Origin of the sequence: Alkalibaculum bacchi (assembly GCF_003317055.1) — a bacterium.
GTDB classification, from domain to species: Bacteria; Bacillota; Clostridia; order Eubacteriales; family Alkalibacteraceae; genus Alkalibaculum; species Alkalibaculum bacchi.
In genome coordinates this window covers 1-22,267 of the sequence record NZ_QNRX01000006.1, presented here as the reverse complement: position 1 = coordinate 22,267, position 22,267 = coordinate 1, and the positions used below count along the sequence as shown (strand labels likewise).

General features: G+C 34.4%; 22 protein-coding genes and 1 riboswitch. Of the genes, 8 read left to right on the top strand and 14 right to left on the bottom strand.

The annotated features are described in order from the left end of the window. Nucleotides 1-275: 275 nt before the first annotated feature. Nucleotides 276-1,418 (top strand): O-antigen ligase family protein, encoded by a 1,143-nt coding sequence (locus tag DES36_RS05625; RefSeq protein WP_113920250.1) that lies wholly within the window; start codon nt 276-278, stop codon nt 1,416-1,418. Between the two features lie 360 nt (nt 1,419-1,778). After that, nucleotides 1,779-2,012, top strand: coding sequence for an alpha/beta-type small acid-soluble spore protein (locus tag DES36_RS05620; protein WP_113920249.1), 234 nt, complete (start codon nt 1,779-1,781; stop codon nt 2,010-2,012). A gap of 287 nt (nt 2,013-2,299) precedes the next feature. On the opposite strand, the gene DES36_RS05615 is transcribed toward DES36_RS05620, so the two are convergent. The 13 genes from DES36_RS05615 to grxC all read right to left on the bottom strand — a co-directional run bounded on the left by DES36_RS05615 (nt 2,300) and on the right by grxC (nt 14,112). Beyond that, nucleotides 2,300-2,731 (bottom strand): Fur family transcriptional regulator, encoded by a 432-nt coding sequence (locus DES36_RS05615; RefSeq protein WP_113920248.1) that lies wholly within the window; start codon nt 2,729-2,731, stop codon nt 2,300-2,302. Nucleotides 2,732-2,976: 245 nt separating this feature from the next. Next, nucleotides 2,977-5,205 (bottom strand): ATP-binding protein, encoded by a 2,229-nt coding sequence (locus DES36_RS05610; RefSeq protein WP_113920247.1) that lies wholly within the window; start codon nt 5,203-5,205, stop codon nt 2,977-2,979. A gap of 370 nt (nt 5,206-5,575) precedes the next feature. Next, nucleotides 5,576-6,289, bottom strand: a complete 714-nt coding sequence (locus tag DES36_RS05605) for an ATP-binding protein (RefSeq protein WP_113920246.1) — start codon at nt 6,287-6,289, stop codon at nt 5,576-5,578. A gap of 139 nt (nt 6,290-6,428) precedes the next feature. Further along, a complete protein-coding gene (gene mltG / locus DES36_RS05600) occupies nt 6,429-7,472 on the bottom strand; it encodes an endolytic transglycosylase MltG (RefSeq protein ID WP_170128192.1) in 1,044 nt (347 codons plus the stop codon). Between the two features lie 163 nt (nt 7,473-7,635). Further along, entirely contained in the window at nt 7,636-8,109 is a 474-nt protein-coding gene (gene ribH, locus DES36_RS05595; protein ID WP_113920244.1) for a 6,7-dimethyl-8-ribityllumazine synthase, read from the bottom strand. Nucleotides 8,110-8,126: 17 nt separating this feature from the next. Further along, entirely contained in the window at nt 8,127-9,326 is a 1,200-nt protein-coding gene (locus DES36_RS05590; protein ID WP_113920243.1) for a bifunctional 3,4-dihydroxy-2-butanone-4-phosphate synthase/GTP cyclohydrolase II, read from the bottom strand. Between the two features lie 225 nt (nt 9,327-9,551). After that, nucleotides 9,552-10,190, bottom strand: coding sequence for a riboflavin synthase (locus tag DES36_RS05585; RefSeq protein WP_113920242.1), 639 nt, complete (start codon nt 10,188-10,190; stop codon nt 9,552-9,554). 5 nt (nt 10,191-10,195) lie between these two features. After that, the gene (ribD, locus tag DES36_RS05580; protein ID WP_113920382.1) at nt 10,196-11,290 is read right to left on the bottom strand and encodes a bifunctional diaminohydroxyphosphoribosylaminopyrimidine deaminase/5-amino-6-(5-phosphoribosylamino)uracil reductase RibD; all 1,095 of its coding nucleotides are present in this window, start codon (nt 11,288-11,290) and stop codon (nt 10,196-10,198) included. 273 nt (nt 11,291-11,563) lie between these two features. Beyond that, a riboswitch (FMN riboswitch) is annotated at nt 11,564-11,679 on the bottom strand. Between the two features lie 66 nt (nt 11,680-11,745). Beyond that, nucleotides 11,746-11,934, bottom strand: a complete 189-nt coding sequence (locus tag DES36_RS05575; RefSeq protein WP_113920241.1) for a CooT family nickel-binding protein — start codon at nt 11,932-11,934, stop codon at nt 11,746-11,748. Then, complete coding sequence (locus tag DES36_RS05570; protein WP_113920240.1) at nt 11,927-12,352, bottom strand: DUF3842 family protein; 426 nt, start codon at nt 12,350-12,352, stop codon at nt 11,927-11,929. Before DES36_RS05570 ends, DES36_RS05575 begins: the two co-directional genes overlap by 8 nt. 404 nt (nt 12,353-12,756) lie before the next feature. Then, on the bottom strand, nt 12,757-13,302 hold the full coding sequence (gene rbr / locus DES36_RS05565) for a rubrerythrin (RefSeq protein ID WP_113920239.1): 546 nt from the start codon (nt 13,300-13,302) through the stop codon (nt 12,757-12,759). Nucleotides 13,303-13,350: 48 nt separating this feature from the next. Next, complete coding sequence (locus tag DES36_RS05560) at nt 13,351-13,770, bottom strand: Fur family transcriptional regulator (protein ID WP_113920238.1); 420 nt, start codon at nt 13,768-13,770, stop codon at nt 13,351-13,353. A gap of 96 nt (nt 13,771-13,866) precedes the next feature. Then, entirely contained in the window at nt 13,867-14,112 is a 246-nt protein-coding gene (grxC, locus tag DES36_RS05555; RefSeq protein WP_113920237.1) for a glutaredoxin 3, read from the bottom strand. 159 nt (nt 14,113-14,271) lie between these two features. Here grxC and metA point away from each other — a divergent pair, with 159 nt between their 5' ends. The 6 genes from metA (at nt 14,272) to DES36_RS05525 (ending at nt 21,164) form a co-directional block, all read left to right on the top strand. Further along, nucleotides 14,272-15,192, top strand: coding sequence for a homoserine O-acetyltransferase MetA (gene metA / locus DES36_RS05550; protein ID WP_113920236.1), 921 nt, complete (start codon nt 14,272-14,274; stop codon nt 15,190-15,192). Nucleotides 15,193-15,309: 117 nt separating this feature from the next. Then, entirely contained in the window at nt 15,310-16,593 is a 1,284-nt protein-coding gene (locus DES36_RS05545; RefSeq protein WP_113920235.1) for an O-acetylhomoserine aminocarboxypropyltransferase/cysteine synthase family protein, read from the top strand. Nucleotides 16,594-17,015: 422 nt separating this feature from the next. Continuing rightward, nucleotides 17,016-18,515 carry a spore germination protein gene (locus DES36_RS05540; protein ID WP_113920234.1) on the top strand — a complete coding sequence of 500 codons (1,500 nt, stop codon included), beginning with the start codon at nt 17,016-17,018 and terminating at the stop codon, nt 18,513-18,515. A gap of 13 nt (nt 18,516-18,528) precedes the next feature. Next, the gene (locus DES36_RS05535; RefSeq protein ID WP_113920233.1) at nt 18,529-19,764 is read left to right on the top strand and encodes a Ger(x)C family spore germination protein; all 1,236 of its coding nucleotides are present in this window, start codon (nt 18,529-18,531) and stop codon (nt 19,762-19,764) included. Continuing rightward, nucleotides 19,765-19,956, top strand: a complete 192-nt coding sequence (locus tag DES36_RS05530; protein ID WP_113920232.1) for a hypothetical protein — start codon at nt 19,765-19,767, stop codon at nt 19,954-19,956. 74 nt (nt 19,957-20,030) lie between these two features. Continuing rightward, complete coding sequence (locus DES36_RS05525; protein WP_113920231.1) at nt 20,031-21,164, top strand: GerAB/ArcD/ProY family transporter; 1,134 nt, start codon at nt 20,031-20,033, stop codon at nt 21,162-21,164. A gap of 123 nt (nt 21,165-21,287) precedes the next feature. On the opposite strand, the gene safA is transcribed toward DES36_RS05525, so the two are convergent. After that, the gene (gene safA, locus DES36_RS05520) at nt 21,288-21,905 is read right to left on the bottom strand and encodes a SafA/ExsA family spore coat assembly protein (protein ID WP_113920230.1); all 618 of its coding nucleotides are present in this window, start codon (nt 21,903-21,905) and stop codon (nt 21,288-21,290) included. Nucleotides 21,906-22,267 lie beyond the last annotated feature (362 nt).

The following is a 22,267-nucleotide window of genomic DNA, read 5'->3' as shown; positions in this document are numbered from 1 at the left end:
GAATCTTTGACCTGTGAGACTCGACCCTAGCACTGATAGCTTGCAGCTGATTGTTGATGGCTAAAGTGCCAAAGGCACTTTCTTGCATTAACGCTCTATCTCGTTCATCATTGTAATCTAAAAGGTTTTAATTAGAACTTACAACGTAAGACTTAGAACTAAAGTGTTGTAGATGCTTTATGAAAGCTTAATGTAATATTTACAATATATTCATAACTTTTTCCATAATATGTGATAAAATTAAAGACATATATAAAGAAAAACAGGTGTAATTTATGTTGAATATTGGAATATTGGCCACAGTACTTAGTCCTTACCTAAGTGTGGTGCCTCCTATTATAATGGCTTTTTTAATATATAAAAAGAAAATACCCATTATCCTACATCCTATCAATGTAGGTTTGTTTTTACTCTTTATTTGGTCTATTATATCAGGAATAGCCAATAAATCGCTTTTATCAGCGCTAGCATCATTTCTTTTATTGTTATATATAAGCTTAAATATTTATTTACAGGATTATTTGAAAAATCAGGAGACGATTGATAAATTCTTGCATAAGGTTTGGACATGTTCTTTTATGGCAGGTATTTTAGGTTTAATTGAAAAACTAGCTTCCTATTTTGTAGATATGACCTGGACATCTGATCTATATTTTAAAGGACCTTATAAACCTACTGTAGAAAATTATAGAATTTATAGCACTTTTGGAAATCCCAATATTGCCGGAGCTTGGTTTGCAGCTATGGTGTTATTGGCATTTTACTTGTATGGACGAAAAAAAGAAGACAAAAAAGGATGGTATTTGCTTAGTATGGGGGTCTTTGCCCTAGCTTTAATAGCAACAGGTTCTAGGGGGGCTACTGTAGGTTTGCTACTTGGAATACTAGTATATGGATTGTGTAATAAGAATAAAGTGGCGAGGATTACATTAATAGCCATCTTTGTTGCAGTTCTTGTCTTCGCACTATTGTCTCCAGAAATCAATCATCCAGCTAAGAGCAGAAATATTATATGGGAAAAATCCATACATTTGTTTTTAGATAAACCTATTACTGGTTGGGGAACTTTTGGAATATGGCAGAATATAAAGAAGACTCATGCTCATAATATATGGATAAGTATGCTTGCTTTATACGGCGCTGTAGGTTTAACATTATATTTATGGGTGAAAAGTTACATTATTAGATTATTGTTTTTACTCGGCAAAAATAATAATCCTGCGTTTCCTTTATTGGCTTCCATTCAAGGGATGATTGTGGGACATGGCATTGTGGATTTTATTATTATGGCTCCTCAAGGGGGAATTCTCTTCTTTGTGTGTTCGTCTATTATTTTAAGTCTAGCAAAACAATACCAGACTCAAACATATCCGGAGCTCGTATTTAAAGAAATAGGATATATAAATAGAAAAGCTTAAGTTCTAAGTTCTATTTGAATTTAGAACTTTTTTTATTTAAGAATAAAAATAGAAATAAATGCATTTAATATAATATGTGTACAAGTTATGCACAAATTTGTTTAAAAGGTTAACAACTTGTGGATAATTAAAATTACCTTGTTAGTAAATCGACTAGTATACATAAATAGAATAGATATTCTATGAAAATAAAGGCAATTAATCATTGTGTATATGTTGATAACTTGGTGATATGTTGATAACTTTTTGTATTTTCCTTAATTTGACAAGAATTTTCGTAATAAAAAATCTAAAGTTCGACATAATAATAGTATGTAATAAATAAAATATAAAGTTCAATTAGATAGAGAAGGTGAAGATATGTCAAAACCAAAGAAAACACTAGTACCTGAAGCAAGAACAGCCATGACAAAATTCAAATTAGAATGTGCTGAAGAAATTGGACATTTACAGTACTGCAAAGAAAACAATGATCATTATAAGGGAGACTTACCGGCAAAACAAAACGGAATGGAAGGCGGTCCTATTGGTGGACAAATGGTCAAGAGAATGATTGAAGCGGAAAGACAAAGATTTGAAAATACAATCGAATAAGCAGAAAGCGGAAAGCTGAATGTTGAAAGGAAAACAACAAGATAATAGCCAGAGCGTAAATATCGCCTTTGGCTATTTATTTGATTTATAAAATGTTTATTCTGATGTTTTAAGAATGGCATAGTTTAGGAGCTGAGCTTAGAATAAAAATACCTACTAATCATTAATTTTTGATACCAATGCTACCGTAGGTAGCAAAAATACGGATGGCCAACGCTGGTCGCTGATGGCTATCACCTTGAGAGGAATACTTAAAAGTCTTTTACTTACAACTTAGAACGTAGAACTTACAACTCTTTTACTTGGCATTTCTTACAGGTTCCATATAATTCTAGCTTGTGGTCTTCTAGATTAAATTCTTTTTCTTTAGATAATTGTTGTAGGGTCTCCATTGGGCAGAAGTCGATTGTCTCTGTTTTTCCACAATTTTTGCAGATAAGATGGTGATGGTGACCTATATGGCTGCAATTGAGTTTGTATAAAGAGGTACCCCCATCAATCACCTTGTATATTAAATTTAAGTTTTCTAGTATTTCTAAATTTCTATAGATTGTTGAAATATTCGTTTTGCCATAGAGTTCTTTCGTTCTCATAAATAGGGTCTCTATAGAAATTAAACTTGTATTATTTTCAATCAATACCTGGATAATAGATTTTCTTTGAGGGGTTATTTTATAATCACTTTTTCTTAATACTTTAAGGATATCTTCATAATTCATATAAATCCTCCTAAGAAGGAATAATTAGCTTTTATTATAAGATTTTTGCTTACTTTATCTTATCATATTATAAAGAAAAATACACTTAAGAAAGCAAATGAAAAAGCAATTAAGTAAAGCCTATTCTACTTAATTGCTTTTAAGTACAAAAATCCTAGTCCGTATACTATCTCTAGTAATGAAATGACCCAAAAGGAATGCAATACGCTGATGACTGACGACTGATTGCTGATAGCTAAATTGCTTTACGCTATTGTAGAAAAATTCTTCTTTGGATCTTTTCCGTTATATACATCGTCCTCAAATATTGGCAATTCAATATAGAAAGTTGTTCCTTCTCCTAATTTACTGTCTACATTTATTTGGCCACCACTTTCACTTATGATTTTAAAACAGTTAGCTAATCCTAAGCCAGTACCACATTGTTTTGTGGTAAAGAAAGGTGTACCCAGTTTTTTAATATTTTCTTTTGAAATACCACAACCATTATCCTTTACTGAAATTTCCATAAAATGACCCTTTACTTTAGTGGATATAATTAAGAGAGCATTTTCTACATTTGTCATAGCCTCTACTCCATTCTTAGCTAAATTAATAATAACGTGTTTAATGAGATTGTCATCTGCTAAAATCTCCATATCACCTTTGCAAAGGTCTAGTTTTAGTAGGGTATTATCCAAAAATGAAGGACTTTTTATTATGTAAAGAACAGATTCGATTAATTCATTTATGGAGAGGATATCTAAAATTGCCTCTGAAGGTCGTGATAATTCTAAGTATTTTGATACCAAAGCATTCATGTCATTAGCTATAGTCTCAATTTTTGATGCATAGTTTTTTATGGTCATATCTTCTGAATTAAGAGTAAGAAGATCGCAGTAGCCTTTAATAGAAGCTAAATAATTTTTTGTTTCGTGGACAATACCATTTCCCATTTGACCGATTAATGCCAACCTCTCTTGCTGCTGGATCTTTTCTTGTTCTCTAATCATATCAGTGATATCGCTAGCGATGGACACATAACCAACAATATTATCATATGCATCTTTGATTTCTTTATATTGACTTATTATGGTTTTTTTCTTTCCGCTAGGAGTGATTAAAGTGTATCGGGCATTTTGATGCCTAATACCATCATATTTTAAGTAATCTTCATTGTTGCGCTTAAGATCTAGCATCTTATTGTATTCATAAACACTAAGGCCTATTATCGAATTTGCATCTAGTTCCACACATTGCTCATTGCTTTTGTTTGCATATATAATGGTGTGATTTTCGTCAAAGAGTATTATCATAGAAGCTATTGAATTAAAAATCATCTCTGTCTGAAGGTGCAGTGTATTTAGTTTTTGTTCTGCTCTAGTATCTGTAAGAGCAATGAGGGTACTGTTTTCATTTTCAAATTTCTTTAATTGAGTAATAATATGATGGCCTTTTAACGTTTTTAATTCAAATACCTCATATTGTTCTGATTGTAGCTCTGCTTCAAAAGCGGTGTAGAATTCACTTATTGTCATCTGATATAAGTCAGAGGGAGTACATTCTAATAAATCTAAAAGGTATTGATTTGCATAAGTAATACCTTTGTTTGGTTTAAATTCCATTACGCCTAAAGGTAAGCTATTTAAGGTTTTATTTAACTGTTCTTTAGAACGTCCTAATGCTTTATAAGGAAGTATAATAGCTTGTAGATAAACACCTTGTAATAAGGCAAAGTAGGCACCTAATTTAAAGAGATAACCTAAAATAATTAAAAATTTTAACTGCACATTTATGTTCAAGAGTAAAGGACAAATTGCGGCACCGATGAAACAAAATATAGCTCTAATCACATGTCTGTCTTTTGTAAAATCGTACTTAGAACCTCTTATTATTTGTCCCAAAATTATTATGTACACAAGCATGGTAGAAAAAAGTATCAAACTTATTTCACCTTGATAAACCCATTTGGCATATGGACGTAGGTAACTGCGGGCAAAGTGAATGAATAATATAATGGCCATAATAATTGAAACCGTTTTTATTAGGAGAAAAATCTTAGTATGTTTTTTATTTGTTCCATGTACCATTGCAGAATGAACAATGATAATAGCCTCGACAATCCGAGCAGTGAGCCAATAGGGAGTATGCATTTCAAAGAGAGAGAGGGTCCTGTCCTTGTATACGTTTATAAACTCAGCAATATGAAATAGACTCAGTACAGTTACAGTTAATAAGCCAAATCCTATGACACGGTACATGGGTGAAAGGTCTTCAAAATCTATAGCGACCCAAATAACACTAAAAATGCAGATAGTGATCATAGCATAAATAATCTCAAATCCAATATGTAAAGTTGCGGAGGAATTAGGCCAGATGAAAGTAGATAAAGCTAAAGAAGCAATAAAAAAGTTGAAATATAGTATAAAAAAATGATTTATCAGTTGACCATCTAAAACTGTAGGAATTAATACTCTTTTATTATTACATGCCATATTAAATCACCTTCAATTATTTCTATAGTGGTACTGTCTAATTTTAACATTTTGTAAACAGCTTGTCTACAAATAAATATCGACTTATTTACATGATATAAACAAAGAACCAACTATTATCCCCTAAATTCTCCACTATGTGCACAAGTTATTAACAGGTTGAAATAAAATAAATTGAAAATTCAATGAAAGGTAGCTGATACAGGTAATTTATGAATAAGAATATATTATTAACACAAATTGCGACAATATCCACCAATAACTTAAACTTATCCACAAGTTTTAAACAGTTACTAAACTAGAAATAGAAGATTCAACGATAATAAAAAAGATTCCTTAATGTAAGGAATCTTTGAAAGGGTACTGTCATTTAATTTTCGATGATTTCTCCACCTGTGGATACGGTTGTAACACTCCATGGAATCATCTTTCCACAATCTTGTAAAGCTTTTATTGTAGCATTAGCAATACCAGTACAACAAGGAACTTGCATTTTTAGTACTTTTACGCTTTTGATATCATTATGGGCTAAAATTTCTGTAAGTTTTTCGCTATAATCGCCACTATCTAATTTTGGACATCCAATAATGGTGATCTTGTCTTTCATAAAGTCATTATGAATATTAGCATAAGCAAAAGCGGTACAATCAGCTGCAATGAGCAGATGAGCATCTTTAAAATAAGGCGCATCAGGTCTCACTAATTTGATTTGGCATGGCCACTGACCAAGCTGTGATTGAATTTGTGGTGTCTCTTGGCTTTGTGTAGTAGGTACTTCCTTACGCTCAATTTTGCTAGCCATGCTTCCAGGACAACCTGTTGGCACGCTGGATTTTTCTGCGGCTCTTTTAGCCATATTTATTTTTACCGCTTCTTCGTCGTAGGCAGCTACTTCTTTTTTTTCAATGGTAATTGCATCTGTTGGGCAAGCAGGAAGACAATCGCCAAATCCATCACAGTAAGATTCAGAGATCAACTTAGCTTTTCCGTCAACCATTTTCAGTGCACCTTCGTGACAGGCGTTTACACATAGTCCACAGCCATTGCATTTTTCTTCATCTATAATAATAATATCTCTAATCATATATACTCCTCCGAATAATTTTTTTGATTTCTATAACTATATTCTAAATGAATTCTTATAAATAGTAGGTAACTATAGTTACAAATAATCTTTTTAATTATTCTATCAAAAGTAGAAATATATATAAAGAGCTTTTATGCTAGCTTGAAGATAAATACTTAGCCTTTAAAGCATTGTGCTCTGTTAAAGTTTTAGAATAATACGTCTTACCGTCACCATATATATCGGATAAAAAATAGAAGTAACTGTGTTCTTTGGGAAAAAGGCAAGCTTCAATAGACTTATGTCCAGGATTGTTACCCGGGCCTATAGGAATCCCTGTAATCTGATAAGTATTATAGGGAGAGTCTACGCGAATATCATTATGAGTGTATACTTCCTTGTGCACACCTAAAGCCATTTCAAGTGTAGCGCAGCTTTCTAATCTCATATTGTTTTTTAGTCGATTATGAAAGACACCTGCAATAAGTGGGCGATCTTCGTCCCACTTAGCCTCATATTCAACAATAGAAGCCAAAGTGAGTATTTCATGTACAGAAGAGTTTTGAGCATCTATATGATCTGAATAAGGTAAAATCATTTGCTCCATTCTTTGAATTAGTTTTAATGCAATATCTTGAGGAGGAGTATTCTTATCTTTTATATAATAAGTATCCGGAAATAAGTATCCATTTAGTGGATAGGATATACCAGGATTTTTAATCTCTTCCGTTATAAAATCAAATTCATTAATAATTTGGTCTATAAAGTCAGGTTCGTTCCATGCTTGAATAATCTGTTCCTTCGTAAAGTCTGTATGATGAGATAAGATCTCTGCCATTTCTACTAATGTTTTGCCCTCTGGAAAAGTTACTTTAATATCTCTTTGATCAGAATCTCCAATTGACAATTTGTGTGCAATGTTTTTAGCATTCATAGTAGTTTTTAGATTGTAATTGCCTGCTTTAAAATTATCTATATGATTTAATCGAAGGTGGAGTTTAAAGGCCAACACACTTCGAATATAATCTTGCTCTTTTAGATTGCGCGCAATTTTATCCATATTTGTTCCAGATTTTACTTCAAAGAAAGAATCCCCTACTGCATGATTAGTAGGGGAGAGGAGAAAAACATAGGTAAGCACTAACAGCTCAATAAACAAGAGAATAGCAATAATAAATAATATTCTTTTTCTTAAAATCATCTTCTCGCACCCCATTATTACTCCTATTATCTCTATAACAACATGGAAATATACCAGTTGAGAAGAAAAAACATAATAGCGGAAAGCTGAATGTGGAAAGCGGAACTTTTTAAATAATTAAACAGATGCAATGAAGAATTGTTCAACTATCGTTTAACTACCGTCACCCATTGTTCGGCCATTGCTCACATAAGTTGACCATTTCAATTGCCGTAGTAGCGGCATCATAGCCTTTGTTTCCTGACTTTGTACCTGCTCTTTCTATGGCTTGCTCAATATTTTCTGTTGTTAGGATGCCAAAAATAATGGGTAAGCCTATTTCTAGAGACGTATGAGCAATTCCCTTTGTAGCCTCACCTGCAACTAAATCGTAGTGAGAAGTGGACCCCCTAATGACCGCACCTAAACAAATCACTGCATCGTATTTTTTTGTTGCAGCCATTTTTTTAGCTACTAAAGGGATTTCAAAGGCGCCAGGCACCCATGCAATCTCAATTTCATCCTCTTGTACACCATGCCTTTTTAATCCGTCTATAGCTCCTGAGAGCAATTTGCTTCCGATAAATTCATTAAATCGACCCACGATAATACCATACTTTTTTCCTTTTGAAATCAATTTTCCTTCATATACTTTCATTTTTCATTCCTCCTATTTTAATAATGGGTAATATGGCCCATTTTTTCTTGTTTTGTCATGAGATAAGCTTCGTTCTTGATATTTGCTTCTATTTGTATCGGCACTCTTTCTACGATGTCCATACCGTACAAAGAGAGGTCGTAAATCTTTTGTGGATTATTAGTCATAAGCTTTATTTTCTTAATGCCTAAGTCTTGTAGAATTTGAGCGCCAACCTGATAGTCTCTCAAATCTTCAGGAAATCCTAGTGCAAGATTTGCTTCAATGGTGTCCATACCTTGATCTTGCAGAGTATAAGCTTTAATTTTATTTACAAGTCCGATCCCTCTACCTTCTTGATTCAAATATAAGAGTACTCCACGACCTTCTTTTTCTATATTTTTAATAGCTTGCTCTAATTGCTGACCACAATCACATTTTAATGAATGAAAAACATCCCCTGTTAAGCATTGAGAATGAACTCGTACAAGTACAGGTTTGCTATTAGAAATATCTCCTTTGATTAAAGCTACATGTTCTAAATTTGAGTGTTTTTCTCTAAAAGCGACGATTTCAAATTCCCCGTATTTTGTAGGCATCTGAGCTCTAGCACAGTTTTCAACGATCTTTTCTTGTTTTTTTTTATACTCTATTAAGTCTGCAATCGTAATAATCTTTAAGTTGTGAATCTTTACGTACTCCATTAATTCAGGAACTCTTGCCATAGTTCCATCATCGTTCATGATTTCGCAGATTACACCAGCAGGATAAAGTCCAGCTAATTCAGCTAAATCTACAGCTGCCTCTGTATGACCATCTCTCTTTAGAACTCCTCCATCTACCGCTGCTAAAGGAAATACATGTCCTGGGCTAGTGAAGCTTTGATTGCTAGCATCTGATTGTGTTAGCTTTATAATGGTTTTCGATCTTTCATAAGCAGAAATTCCTGTAGCGACCTCTTTAGCGTCTACTGAAACAGTAAAGGCAGTACATTTTGGGTCTGTATTGATATGTGACATTTGAGGAATTTTCAATTCTTCTAATCTTTGTTTTTTCATAGGAGTGCAAATAAGGCCTCTGCCGTATTTTGCCATGAAGTTAATGCTTTCTGGAGTTGCTTTCTCAGCAGCGACATATAAATCCCCTTCATTTTCTCGACCTTCGTCGTCGACGATTACGATGACTTTACCCTCTTTGATATCTTCTAATGATTCTTCAATAGTGTTAAATTTGTACAATCTATACAACTCCTTTTTTCTTCTTTGTTTTTATTATCTAGTCTTTTCTTGCTTATTGAAGTACATGGCGGAAAGCTGAAAGCGGAAACTCGTCTCCGAGCCAGAGCAATGACCCAAACTCCTGCATTGTCATCCTGAGCGCCAGTGAAGGATTTTTGGACCCGCGAAGCTTAGCCCTAAAGTGCTGATAGCTGAATGCTGGTGGCTGGTCGCTAATTGCCGGCATCAAATAAATCCATTGCTTGCTAGGAAATCCATATTTATAGTGCTATCGTTGCTGTATCTTGTAAGCTTTTCCACGTATTTTCCTATTACATCACATTCAAGATTTACTTCATCACCTATTCTTTTCCTTAGAAGGATAGTCTTTTCTTTTGTATGGGGGATGATGGACACTTTAAATACTCTATCGTCTACATATGCAACGGTTAAACTTGTACCATCAATAGCGATAGACCCTCTTTCTACGATGTATTTAAGAATGCTTTGCTGCGTTGCAATGGTAATCCACGTAGCGTTTTCTTCTTCTTTAAAATGTTGAATAATGCCTACGCCATCAATATGACCAGAGACAATATGACCTCCAAGACGGTCGCTAGCCTTTAAAGCCCTTTCTAAATTTACGCTACTGCCAGAGCGTAGAGATTTCAGGCTGCTAGCGCGAACGGTTTCTGGCATTACATCTACGGAAAAACGATTGTTCTGAAGATTTGTTACGGTCAAGCACACTCCATTTGTACAAATGCTATCGCCTAGTTTTACGTCTTCTAAAACAATACTAGCCTCTATAGTAATCCTGGCTGATTGACTTGTTTTTTGTATGTTTTTAACGATGCCAATTTCTTCTACTAATCCTGTAAACATGTATATTACCTCCTAGGATATCCTTCTATCATAATGTCTTCGCTTACTATGGATACCTTTAAATCATCTAAAACATAAGCTTCAGATAAATGCTCTATCCCTAGGCCACCTACAGGTGTTTTTGAAAGTTTGCCGCCCACAATTTTAGGTGCTACAAAAGCAATTACCTTATCTACGATAGAGGACTCTATAGCGCTAAAATTCAATTCAGACCCACCTTCTAATAAGATGCTGTCCATACCCATTTCTCCTAGTTGCTTCATTAAATAAGGCAGATCCACTCTATCGTTCTTTAGGGGAGTAATGATAATTTTGGCGTTTTTCTCTTTTAATGCCTTTAGTTTTTTAGAATCTGCAAGCTCTGTAGTAACAATGATGGTCTTAGCATTAGACTTAAGATTAAGAACCTTTGCATTTAACGGTATGCGAGCCTTGCTGTCAACGATAACTCGTATAGGGTCCATTCCTTCTATTGCATCTAACCGAGTGGTCAGAGAGGGGTCGTCTTTTAAAATGGTTCCAATGCCCACCATAATACCAGATACCCGATGGCGAAGTTGATGAACGACGGTTCTAGAAGCTTCTCCTGTAATCCATTTTGATTGGCCACTTGCTGTGGCAATTTTTCCGTCTAAAGTCATTGCTGTCTTCATAATGCAAAAAGGCTTTTTTGTGCTTATATACTTAATAAATATTTCATTGATCTTCATGGCTTCATCTTTTAGTATATCTGTAATAACTTCTATGCCATGTTCTCTTAACACTTGAATTCCCCTTCCTGCTACTAAAGGATTGGGATCTGTTGTGGCCACGACTACTTTGGATATTTTGTTTTTTACAATGGTCTCAGCACAAGGGGGAGTGCGTCCATAATGAGAACAAGGTTCTAGAGTCACGTACATAGTAGAGCCTGATACATCCTCTATAGCATTTTGAAAAGCATCAATTTCAGCATGTGGTCCCCCAAGATACTTATGATAACCTTCTCCTATAATTCGCCCTTCTTTTACGATTACAGCACCAACTAGGGGGTTCGGGTTTGTATAGCCTATACCCTTCTTAGATAATTCAAGTGCTCGTTGCATATACACAGTATCTATTGAAATCACCTTCTTCAAAATAATTTAAAATATGTATAAAAATTACATTTGAGATAAAAAAGTAACACTGCTTTAGATAGCTTATACATTTTTGGGTTTTTCATGTAATTTTGAGATATCCTTATTGTTGCTTGTTAAGGACGTTTTCACTCATTCTGCATCTTGGCAGTCGCCTGGCTCACTGGTTCACGCAAAAAAGCTCTGGAATAAATATTCCAGAGCTTAAAATAGCTAGTAATCACAAATAAAAGACATCTATTGTGTACGCCGTGTTTACTACTTCTTCCATCCAGACTTTACTGTCGGTCTTGGAATCTCACCAAGTCAACCTAAATAGGTTCGCGGACTTTACCGCCGGTCGGGAATTGCACCCTGCCCTGAAGTATTTATTAAGTTGAGTACAATATAACATATGGATAAATTTATGTCAATAGGAATTATGCGCTTCGCGCTTATTATGGTTTGAGAATGATTTTATGATCAACAAGTGCCATTTCAGCAATTTGTGCTTTAATGGTCTTTCGTTCACCAAATATATTTTCAAGGTAGAGATTCTCTCCTTGAGGAATAATTCGATCAACAGATTCTAAAAGTAGAGTTTTTACACCATCGTCTTCTAATAAATACACATTTGCTTCACACATTTTTAGATCCTCCTAATATTTCTTTTATGATTTTTATAGCATCTTCAATATAATGTGGCAATGGCTCGTTTACTACGCCGGCTACATGGATATTATATTTATTTAACGGAATGAATACTTTAGCTGCTTTGCTTCGAGCGATGGCATTAGCCATTTTATCTGTTACTTCTCCCGTTAATCCGTCAGCTGCTAAAATAGCGATACTGCCAACCACTATATCAACTTCACAAACATTAACTACAATAGGATTTTCTCCAGTCGCTCCTTCGTTTGCCCCTGCTTTTAACATAGCAGCAGTAGCCAGAGAATTGGTTCCTAATGCGATGATATGAATGTCCCGGGGTAGGGTGTTGCGCATTTTGTCGATGATTACTCGTCCAATACCGCCACCTTGTCCGTCTATAACAGCAATTTTCATGCTAATTGTTCTCCCTTCCACAGTGGCAAAAGTTGCCATAAAATAAAAAAACTCATTTTTGGGCACAGCAACTAGCCAGTCCCTTCATGAGTCTGTTTCTTCTTTGTAATTTAGTAGAATCTTCATGATTCGCTACTTATAATATAGCACGTTAAGAGAATATCAGTCAATAGAAAAATTAAGGTGGTAAGGTGGTAAGGTGGTAAGGTGGTAAGCAAAAGCATAGCTCGCTGAAGGCGAGTATTGCCTTTCCTAACGAACAAACCAACTAACCATCTGGGTTTTCTAACATTCGAACTTATAGCTTTCCGCATTCAGCCTTGAGCTTTCAGCTTAGGCGTTTTCCCTCCCAACCGTCCAACGAACCAACCGACTAACCAAAAAAACAGGCGTAAGCCTGTTTTTTAGTAGTTGATTAATCTTCTTTCAAAATGTGCTCTTGCGTGATCACATACAGGGCAAATTTCTGGTGCTTCTTTTCCAATATGGATGTGTCCGCAATTTCTACACTTCCATACTGTATATTCTTCGTCGCCAATAAATACGGTTGCCGATTCTACTCTATCCAAGAGAGCTTTGTATCTTTCTTCATGTTCTTTTTCGATTTTTAAAACGCCTTCCATTTTATCAGCGATTTCATCAAAGCCTTCTTCTCTAGCTTCTTTTGCCATTCTTTCGTACATATCAGTCCACTCGTAGTGTTCACCTTCTGCTGCGCTAACTAAGTTTTCTGCAGTTGTACCAATACCTTTTAAATATTTAAACCATAATTTTGCGTGCTCTTTTTCATTTTTAGCGGTCTCTTCAAAAATGCCCATGATTTGTTCATAGCCTTCTTTTTTTGCAGCACTAGCAAAATAGCTGTATTTAGTATAGGCTTGCGCTTCACCAGAGAAGGCATCTCTTAAATTTTGTTCTGTTTTTGTTCCCTTTAAATTATACTCTTTCATTAAAAAACCTCCTGAATTGTTTTTTATAAGTAACTTGATAAAGTGATTCTATTCTTTTACTTTATCAAGTTCATTATTACAAGCTCCACAAATACCTTTAAAATAAATACTTCTTTCTTTGATTTGAAAACCATTTAACTCATCTCTAAGATCGTATTCTAAGTTTACAGGAAAATCATAAATCTTTCTACAATTTTCACATTTAAAATGACCATGATTGTTTGTATCTACATCATATCTCGTTTCATTATCTTCGATAGTGACTAATTTTACCAGGCCCTTTTCTATAAAAATCTTCAAAGTATTATAGATCGTAGTCTTTGATAGAGTAGGCATTTCCTGTAAAAGAGATAGGTAAATTTCATCTACAGTAGGATGAGTGTGATGTTTAGAAAGATACTCGTAGATTCTGATACGAGGATATGAAGGTTTTATATTTTTAGAACCTAAGTAATTTTTTAAGTCCATAGAATTGATACCTTTCACCCCCTACAAACATGTAATTAATTCATATTTGTAATGATTACAATTTATATGTTAATGTAATTATGGGGATTTGTCAAGCTATAATTTATTTAGTTTTTCTGATTTATTTAACTCTTCAAGATGTGAACAACCTCCAATAAAATTTTCATCAATAAAGATATAGGGGACAGTGTTCTGCCCAGTTTTTTGGTATAGTTCTCGTTTCTTTTGGCCATCGCCATCTATTATGGTTTCAGAATAAGGAATATTTTTATCATCTAATATCTCTTTTGCCCTTTTACAGTAAGGACAATAACTCCATGTATATAATTGTACTTTTGCCATGAGTGACCTCCAATTATTATTTTTGTACATATCTATATATTCTCATTTTTTCCTTTAATTAATCAATATATTAAAACTATTTAAAAATTCTATTTAAAATGCTATAATACAAACAATTATCTACAATCACCAAACATTTTACGAGAGGATGTGGACACAGTGCCTATTAAAATACCAGATGGTTTGCCAGCTGAGGGCATATTAGCTAAAGAGAGCATCTTTGTCATGCATGAGACGAGAGCCATATCTCAAGATATCCGACCTTTAAAAATTGTCATACTCAATTTAATGCCGACAAAAATTGTTACAGAGGCACAATTAATGAGGCTTTTAAGTAACACACCTATACAAGTGGAAGCTGTGCTCATACATCCCAAAAGCCATAAGGCGAAAAATACTCCAGAAGACCACTTGATTAACTTCTATCAGACCTTTGATGAAATTAGAAATCAAAAATTTGATGGACTAGTGATTACGGGAGCACCTGTTGAAACAATGAGCTTTGAAGAGGTCGATTATTGGGATGAACTGACGGAAATCATGGAGTGGAGTAAGACAAATGTTTATTCTACCATGCATATATGTTGGGGAGCTCAGGCAGGATTATACTATCATTATGGAATAAAAAAATACCCTGTAGAAGAGAAAGTATTTGGCGTGTATAAACACAGGGTCACTAAGAAAAACACCATGCTTCTTAGAGGTTTTGACGATGAGTTTTACGCTCCACATTCTAGATTTACTTATGTAAAGGAAGAAGAGGTAGAAGAAGTAGGGGATTTAGATATTGTGTCGATATCTGATCAAGCAGGGCTTTACATCATTAAATCCAAAGACCATAAATTTGTCTTTGTCATGGGACATTCGGAATACGATCCCTTAACACTAAAGGCTGAATATGATCGAGATATAGAGAAGGGTTTAAATATTAATGTACCACAAAATTACTATCCAGAGGATAATCCTCAAAAGGAACCCATTGTAAGATGGAGATCCCACGCCAATTTATTGTTTTCGAATTGGTTAAATTACTATGTATATCAAGAAACACCATATGATTTAGAGAGTCTTGGAAGGTAAGCAGAATGCGGACAGCGGAACTTTTAAAGTGGGTTCCCCCCAGGCGACCTAAGTTTCAGCTGTCAGCTTTCCGCTTTCAGCAAAAATATCCGTATTATTTATAAAGGAGTGTCATTCATGTCAAAGAGAGAATTAAAATTTGATACACTACAAGTTCATGCTGGACAAGTTCCAGACCCTACTACAGGCTCTAGAGCAGTTCCAATTTATCAAACGACTTCATACGTGTTTCACGATGCAGATCATGCAGCAAATTTATTTGCATTAAAGGAATCCGGAAATATTTATACAAGGCTTATGAATCCAACTACAGATGTTTTAGAAAAGAGAATGGCAGCTCTTGAAGGTGGTGTTGGAGCCTTAGCTGTGGGATCAGGTTCTGCTGCCATCACTTATGCCATCTTAAATATTGCAGGCACAGGTGATGAAATCGTAGCAGCTAGCACCTTATATGGTGGTACTTTTAATCTATTTAATGCTACACTACCTAGACTAGGTATAAAGACTACATTTGTAAGCCCTGATGACCCAGAAAACTTTAGAAATGCAATCAATGAAAATACAAAAGCACTTTATATTGAAACCATAGGAAATCCTGGCATTAATTTAATTGATATAGAGAAGGTAGCAAAGATTGCCCATGAAAATAACATTCCTTTAATCGTAGACAATACCTTTGGGACGCCTTATTTAATTAGACCAATAGAACATGGTGCAGACATCGTAGTCCACTCTGCAACAAAATTCATAGGTGGACATGGTTCTACAATGGGAGGAATCATTGTAGACAGTGGCAAATTCGACTGGGCTGCTAGTGACAAATTTCCCATGCTGACAGAACCTGATGAAAGCTATCATGGACTGAGATATGCTCAAGATTTAGGTGCCATGGCTTATATTATGAGAATTAGAGTTCAACTTTTAAGAGATACTGGTGCAGTTCTAAGCCCATTTAACTCTTTTATGTTAATACAAGGTTTAGAGACCCTTTCTCTTCGAGTAGAAAAACATCTTTCAAATACAAAGAAAATCGTAGCATTTTTAATAAATCATCCTAAGGTATCCTGGGTAAATTATCCAGACTTAGAGGATAATAAATACCATGAGCTTGCTAAGAAATACTTGCCAAAGGGCAGTGGGTCGATCTTTACCTTTGGAATCAAAGGTGGCATTGAAGCAGGTAAAAAATTCATCAATAGCCTAGAGATTTTCTCACTTCTTGCCAATGTAGCAGATGCAAAATCCCTAGTGATTCACCCGGCAAGCACTACCCATTCACAACTTTCGGAAGAAGAGCTCATATCTGCAGGAGTATCACCAGACATGATTCGATTGTCCATAGGAATTGAAGATCCAGAAGATTTAATATACGATTTAGAACAAGCGTTTGAGCAAGTATAATTGAATACTATTTAAATGAAGAAAAGTGGAGCGATTTTTGTTGCTTCACTTTTTTACGTGTTGAAAAAGGTGGTCAGGTGGTCAAATATGCGACTTACGTCGCAGTGAACGATGAACATGGAACAATGAATAATGAATAATACAAAAGACTTGATAAAAAATGACCAGGAGAACAGCTTTGCGCGTCTTTTTGTGTGCGTAGGTACATTTGTCCCGAACTCCTGCAGGAGTCATCCTCGAGCGAAGCGAAGGATCTTACATTATCCCGCCTATAGGCGAGTGTATTTTTCAGCTTTCTGCTTTCCGCCTTTCGCTCTCAAGTTTTTCCCGTACAACCGACAATTTTTTTCATCCGCATGAATAATTCGCCCCTCCTACGAACACAATACTAGATAATGTCATGGGAATAATAGGAGCTTAATATGAAGAAAAAAATACAAGAACCACCTATAAAGAACTCATTTATAGACAAATGGGTGGAGAATTTAGAATTAAATAGTGAAAACGTAAAGAAAGTGCTAGGAGATAGTGCAGATTATGTTACAAGAGAGATTACAGTTAACAGCAAACACAATGTCAAAGTTCATATGGCTTGTATTGATGGTTTGATCAATCACCAGTATATTAGCGATTATATTTTAAAACCATTGGTAAATGACGTGAGATTAGCTACTGTAGAAGATGAAAATACTTTGTTTGAATACATTGAACAAGGATTAATATACTTTACAGATCAAAAGTCCTTTACAGAAATGGGTACCCTTGTTGATGCAGTACTGAGTGCAAATACTGTGTTGATTTTTGATGGGTTAAACAAGGCCATCGGATTTGACACGAAGGGCTTCCAAATGAGGTCTATTACCACACCTACAGAAGAGACTTCGATACGAGGCTCTAAAGACACTTTTGTAGAGACCATACGAGTAAACACGGCAACAATTCGTAGAAAAATCAAGTCTTCTAATTTGCGAATAGAAGATATGACTATTGGGTCTATGAGCAATACTATGGTGTCTGTTGTATATATGGAAAATATGGTCAATAAGATCATGTTGAAAGAACTAAAAGAACGTTTAAAGAAGGTTGATGCAGAAGAAGTGTTATTTGCAGGCATCATTGAAGAAAGCATTATTGATGAAAAGCATACTACTTTTCCACAGGTAGACTACACAGAAAAACCTGATAAGTTTTGCATTTCAATAGCAGATGGAAAAATTGGTTTGCTTATTGACGGTATACCTTTTTCTATGATTATGCCTATAGCTTTAATAGATATGTTTCAAACTACAGATGATTATACGATCAATCAATTTTTTACATCATCTATTAGAAAAATCAGATATTTTCTTGCTAGCATTTCATTGGTACTACCTGGATTCTTTATAGCTGTCACTACATTTCACCAACAGTTATTGCCTTCAAGATTAACCGTATCCATTATTACCTCACGTGAAGGTGTTCCTTTTCCTATATTTTTTGAAGTGTTGATTCTAGTTTTAGCCTTTCAAGTCTTAATCGAGGCAGGTACTCGTATATACAGCAGTATAGGAAGTATGATTTCTTTGGTAGGAGCGCTTGTAGTAGGAGATGCAGCTATAGGGGCAAAGTTTGTTAGTCCTGCAGCAGTAGTAGTTGTGGCAATAACTGCCATTTCAAACTATGCCATTCCTAATCGAGATTTTGCCAATGCATTATGGATGTGGGAATTAGTGCTATTAATGTTTTCTACTTTTATTGGAATATTTGGTCTTGCCATAGGATTAGTCCTTATGATTGCTACTTTATGTTCTATTGAAGTATTAGGTGTCCCATACATGTCTCCGTTTTTAGATACGAATAGATTTAAAGGCTTTAAAGACACCTTTATTAGGCCACGTTTAGATAAAAAAGAAAGTCCAGACTATGTTCAAAGAATAAAGTAATTAGGAGAGAAAAATGAAGAACCAAAGTGCAATTTTAATATCACTTATAATACTGACAATTCTGTTTCTCTCTACCGAATTTGATGAATCCATCATAGGGAGAACGGAAATTGAAAATTTATACCCTATTATTCTAGGAGGGCTGGATAAAAATCATAGTCTAGAAAAACCTTATCAAATTACTACGGTATCACCTACTACAGAAGAGCAGGCAGAAAAGCCTAATAATATAATGAGTGCTTCAGGAGAGACAGTATTTGAAGCGAATAGAATGATTGGTATGTATGCTGAAAATGACATTTTTTGGGGGCATACTAAATATCTCTTAATTGGAGAAGAGGCAGCAAGAGATGATATTAATAAATATTTAGATTTTTTTATTAGGGACAATGAGCCCAGGGTTACGGTTGTACCAATTATTGTAAAAGGTTACTCTAGTAAAGAGGTCATTAATCGCCTATATGAACAAAATATTAACATATCAGAAAGCCTAGACAATATCATGAACAATGCAGGACTAAATTCGTACTATCGCTCCATTAATTTACTAGAATATTATAATATGTCTATAGAAAGTGGAGACGGTTACTTGCCTTATATTATATTAGAAGAAGAAAATATAAACCTTGAAATGGAGCAGGGCAGTGAAAAAGTAGAAAAAGGACAATACGATAAAATCCAAACAGAAGGCCCCTCTAAGGGTGATGTCGTTATGCATATACCTGGATATGCATTGATAAAAGATGGTAAAGTAGTACAGCATATCTCTCATGAACAAGCAAGGGGGTTAAACTGGATTACGAATGAAATTCGTTCAGGAGTAATTGTTCTTGAAAATCAAGGCACAAAGTACAATTTGGAGATTATTGGTGGTAGTTCCAAAATAGAACCTAAGATTGAAGGCGATCATCTTAAAACGGATATTGTAATAAAAGTACAGACAAGTATTACAGAAATAGATCAACAAGGTATAAAGGTTGATGACGAGAGAATTGATAAGCTCAATAATCAATTAAAAAAAGTAGTAGAAAAAGAAGTGAAAGAAGTTATAGAAACTACTCAAAAATATGAGATTGATATTTTGGGTATAGGAAATAAATTCAATCTCAAACACCCTATAAAATGGAGAAAGAAGTACAAAGATCAATGGGAAGAACTTTATCCAAACACAGAAATCAATATAATTGTAGAGCCTAATATTAATAGAGGGGCTATACTTAATGACTCTATTATGAAAGAGGAAAAGTAAATGTGGAAATTAATTTTAGTGCTTATCATCATTGCTTTTGTGGATTTAAAAGATTTCTCTATAAAGGAGCATAAAAGAGAATTTGTGATTTATATCATTTTGCATTTAATCGTTTTAGGATTAGGTTTATATGATCAAAGTACAAAACAAATATCTCTAATGGAGTTTATATCTAATATATCCAAGCCATAAGATGAATCATACAGAATATGTAATATGAGCATAATCTAGAATAAGCCTGTCATATGAAAAGAGGGGAATAATAGATGGAAATTAAAAAAGGAAAAATTGGCGTAAACACTGCTTTAATCGGTTTTATAGTAATCGTATTTTCGCCAACTGTAAGAACATTTGGATCTTTTACATCAAATGCGGCAAAACAAGCTGGTTGGCTTAGCCCTATAGTAGCGGGTGTTATATATATATATTTCATATTAAAATTAAATACTTTGCTCGTTCAACATCCTGGTTTATCGCTATTAGAAATTTATGAAAAGATTATAGGAAAAATTTTGGCTAAAATCATAGCCTTTGTATATTTAACTTGGCTTACTATTAGCATAGGTTTAAATTTAAGATCTTATTCCCATAGAATATCAGCAGTATTATACCCTAATGTAGTAGAAGAGCTGTTTATAGTTATTCTACTATTTGTTATAGCTTTATTTCTTGTAAAACCAGGTTTAATAATTGCATCTAGAGTGTATATTGTTTTGGCTGGGATAACAATCGTAGGATCCGCCTTGTTAACTACGCTCATGCTTCCTATGGTGAATGTTGAAAATTTACTTCCTATCACTTACTTAGATGTAATCCCAATGATAAAGGGTAGCGCTATCGCACTGTCCTGTTGGTCCTATATTACGCCTATCTTTATTTATAGTGATGATATTATAGGGCTGAGGTATTTTAAAAAGCGAGGTTTGACGGCTATTGCCTATATAGCAGTGACTACTACTATCATTTTAGCTACATTATATGGAATAGCAGGCAGCACCATCCTATCTCGTTCTAGCTTTCCCTATTTATTAGTAGTAGAACAAATTCAATTGCTCAATTCGTTGCAGGGCTTTGATGCAATTTTAGCTTTTCTTTGGATTTTTTCAGATGTGGCTCTAATTTCCTTTTTGATTTTAATTTGTTTAAAATTGATTAAATATATTTTTAATATAAAAGATGCTAGTATTTATACTTATGTTTTTACAGTTTTATGTTATTATTCTGCTATAGGGCTAGCAGAAAACTCTTATGAATTGGGAAATTTTTCAAATAATATTGCAACATATGTTTTCATTGTTTTATTTGTTTTTATTCCTATATTAATATCATGGATATACAAAATACGTACAAGAGCAGTAAAAGCTCTAATGAAGAGCAATAATGCAAAAAAACAGGCATAAGCCTGTTTTTTTGCATTATACTTTGTAACTTATATTATTTATTCAAGTGCTACCTCTGATAGTCAAATGACCCGAAAGGAATGTAATATGCTAAATGCTGGTGTCCCATCGCTGATAGCTTTTTTATCTTCCAATGAACATTTGTGTCCAGTAAGGAGTTCCGTTTGATTTCGTTGCATAACCTACGCCTATTTCAGTGAAATTAGGATTTAAAATATTTTTACGATGTCCTTCAGAATTCATCCATGCAGTAACTACAGCTTGAGCAGTTCTTTGTCCACTGGCGATATTTTCACCTGCAGTTCGATAGCTAATGCCGTAAGCTTTCATCATATCAAATGGAGAGCCATATGTAGGGGATGTGTGGCTAAAATAATTTTTTGCAATCATGTCTTCCGATTTATCTCTAGCCACTCTGCCCAATTCCCAGTTAAAAGTAAGAGGTTTAAGACCCTGTTTTGCCCTCTCTTGATTTGTCAATTCTGCAACTTGCATTTCAATAGAGCTGGCTTGTCCTTCAAGAGGAATATTTACTTTTTGTCCTGGGTAAATCATATTTGGATTTTTAATCTGAGAATTGGCATTGATAATCTCAGGTACCCCTACCTTATATCTAAGTGCAATTTTCCACATAGTATCCCCAACTTTTACAGTATAGGTATCATTATTTGCTGCATTAGCAGCTGGCATAAACGTAAATAGCAACATTAGTGTTAGAACGAAAGTAGATAATTTTTTCATTTCGTCAACCTCCTTAGTCTTTGTGAAATTTATTATACTTGTAAAATTTCTGTAACACAATGATTACATTTTGGAAACAAAACCAAGTTGTGGAAGGAAAGAGCCTTCAGCACTTTAGTCGCTAGTATTGGGGTATTCCTTTTGGATCAAGATCCTTCTCTTACGCTCAGGATGACTGGCAGGAGCTAGGATCTAAAGTAGGAGCTTACTGTTACAAAAAAAGAATGCCTAAAATACTGGCATTCAAAGATTTGATATGAGGTTATAACTCAAACTTCGCACATCATAAATGGCATAAATCCATTGCAACATAATACTTTCACCTAAAAATAAAGTGTTATGCACAGCATTTTAGGTTGTTT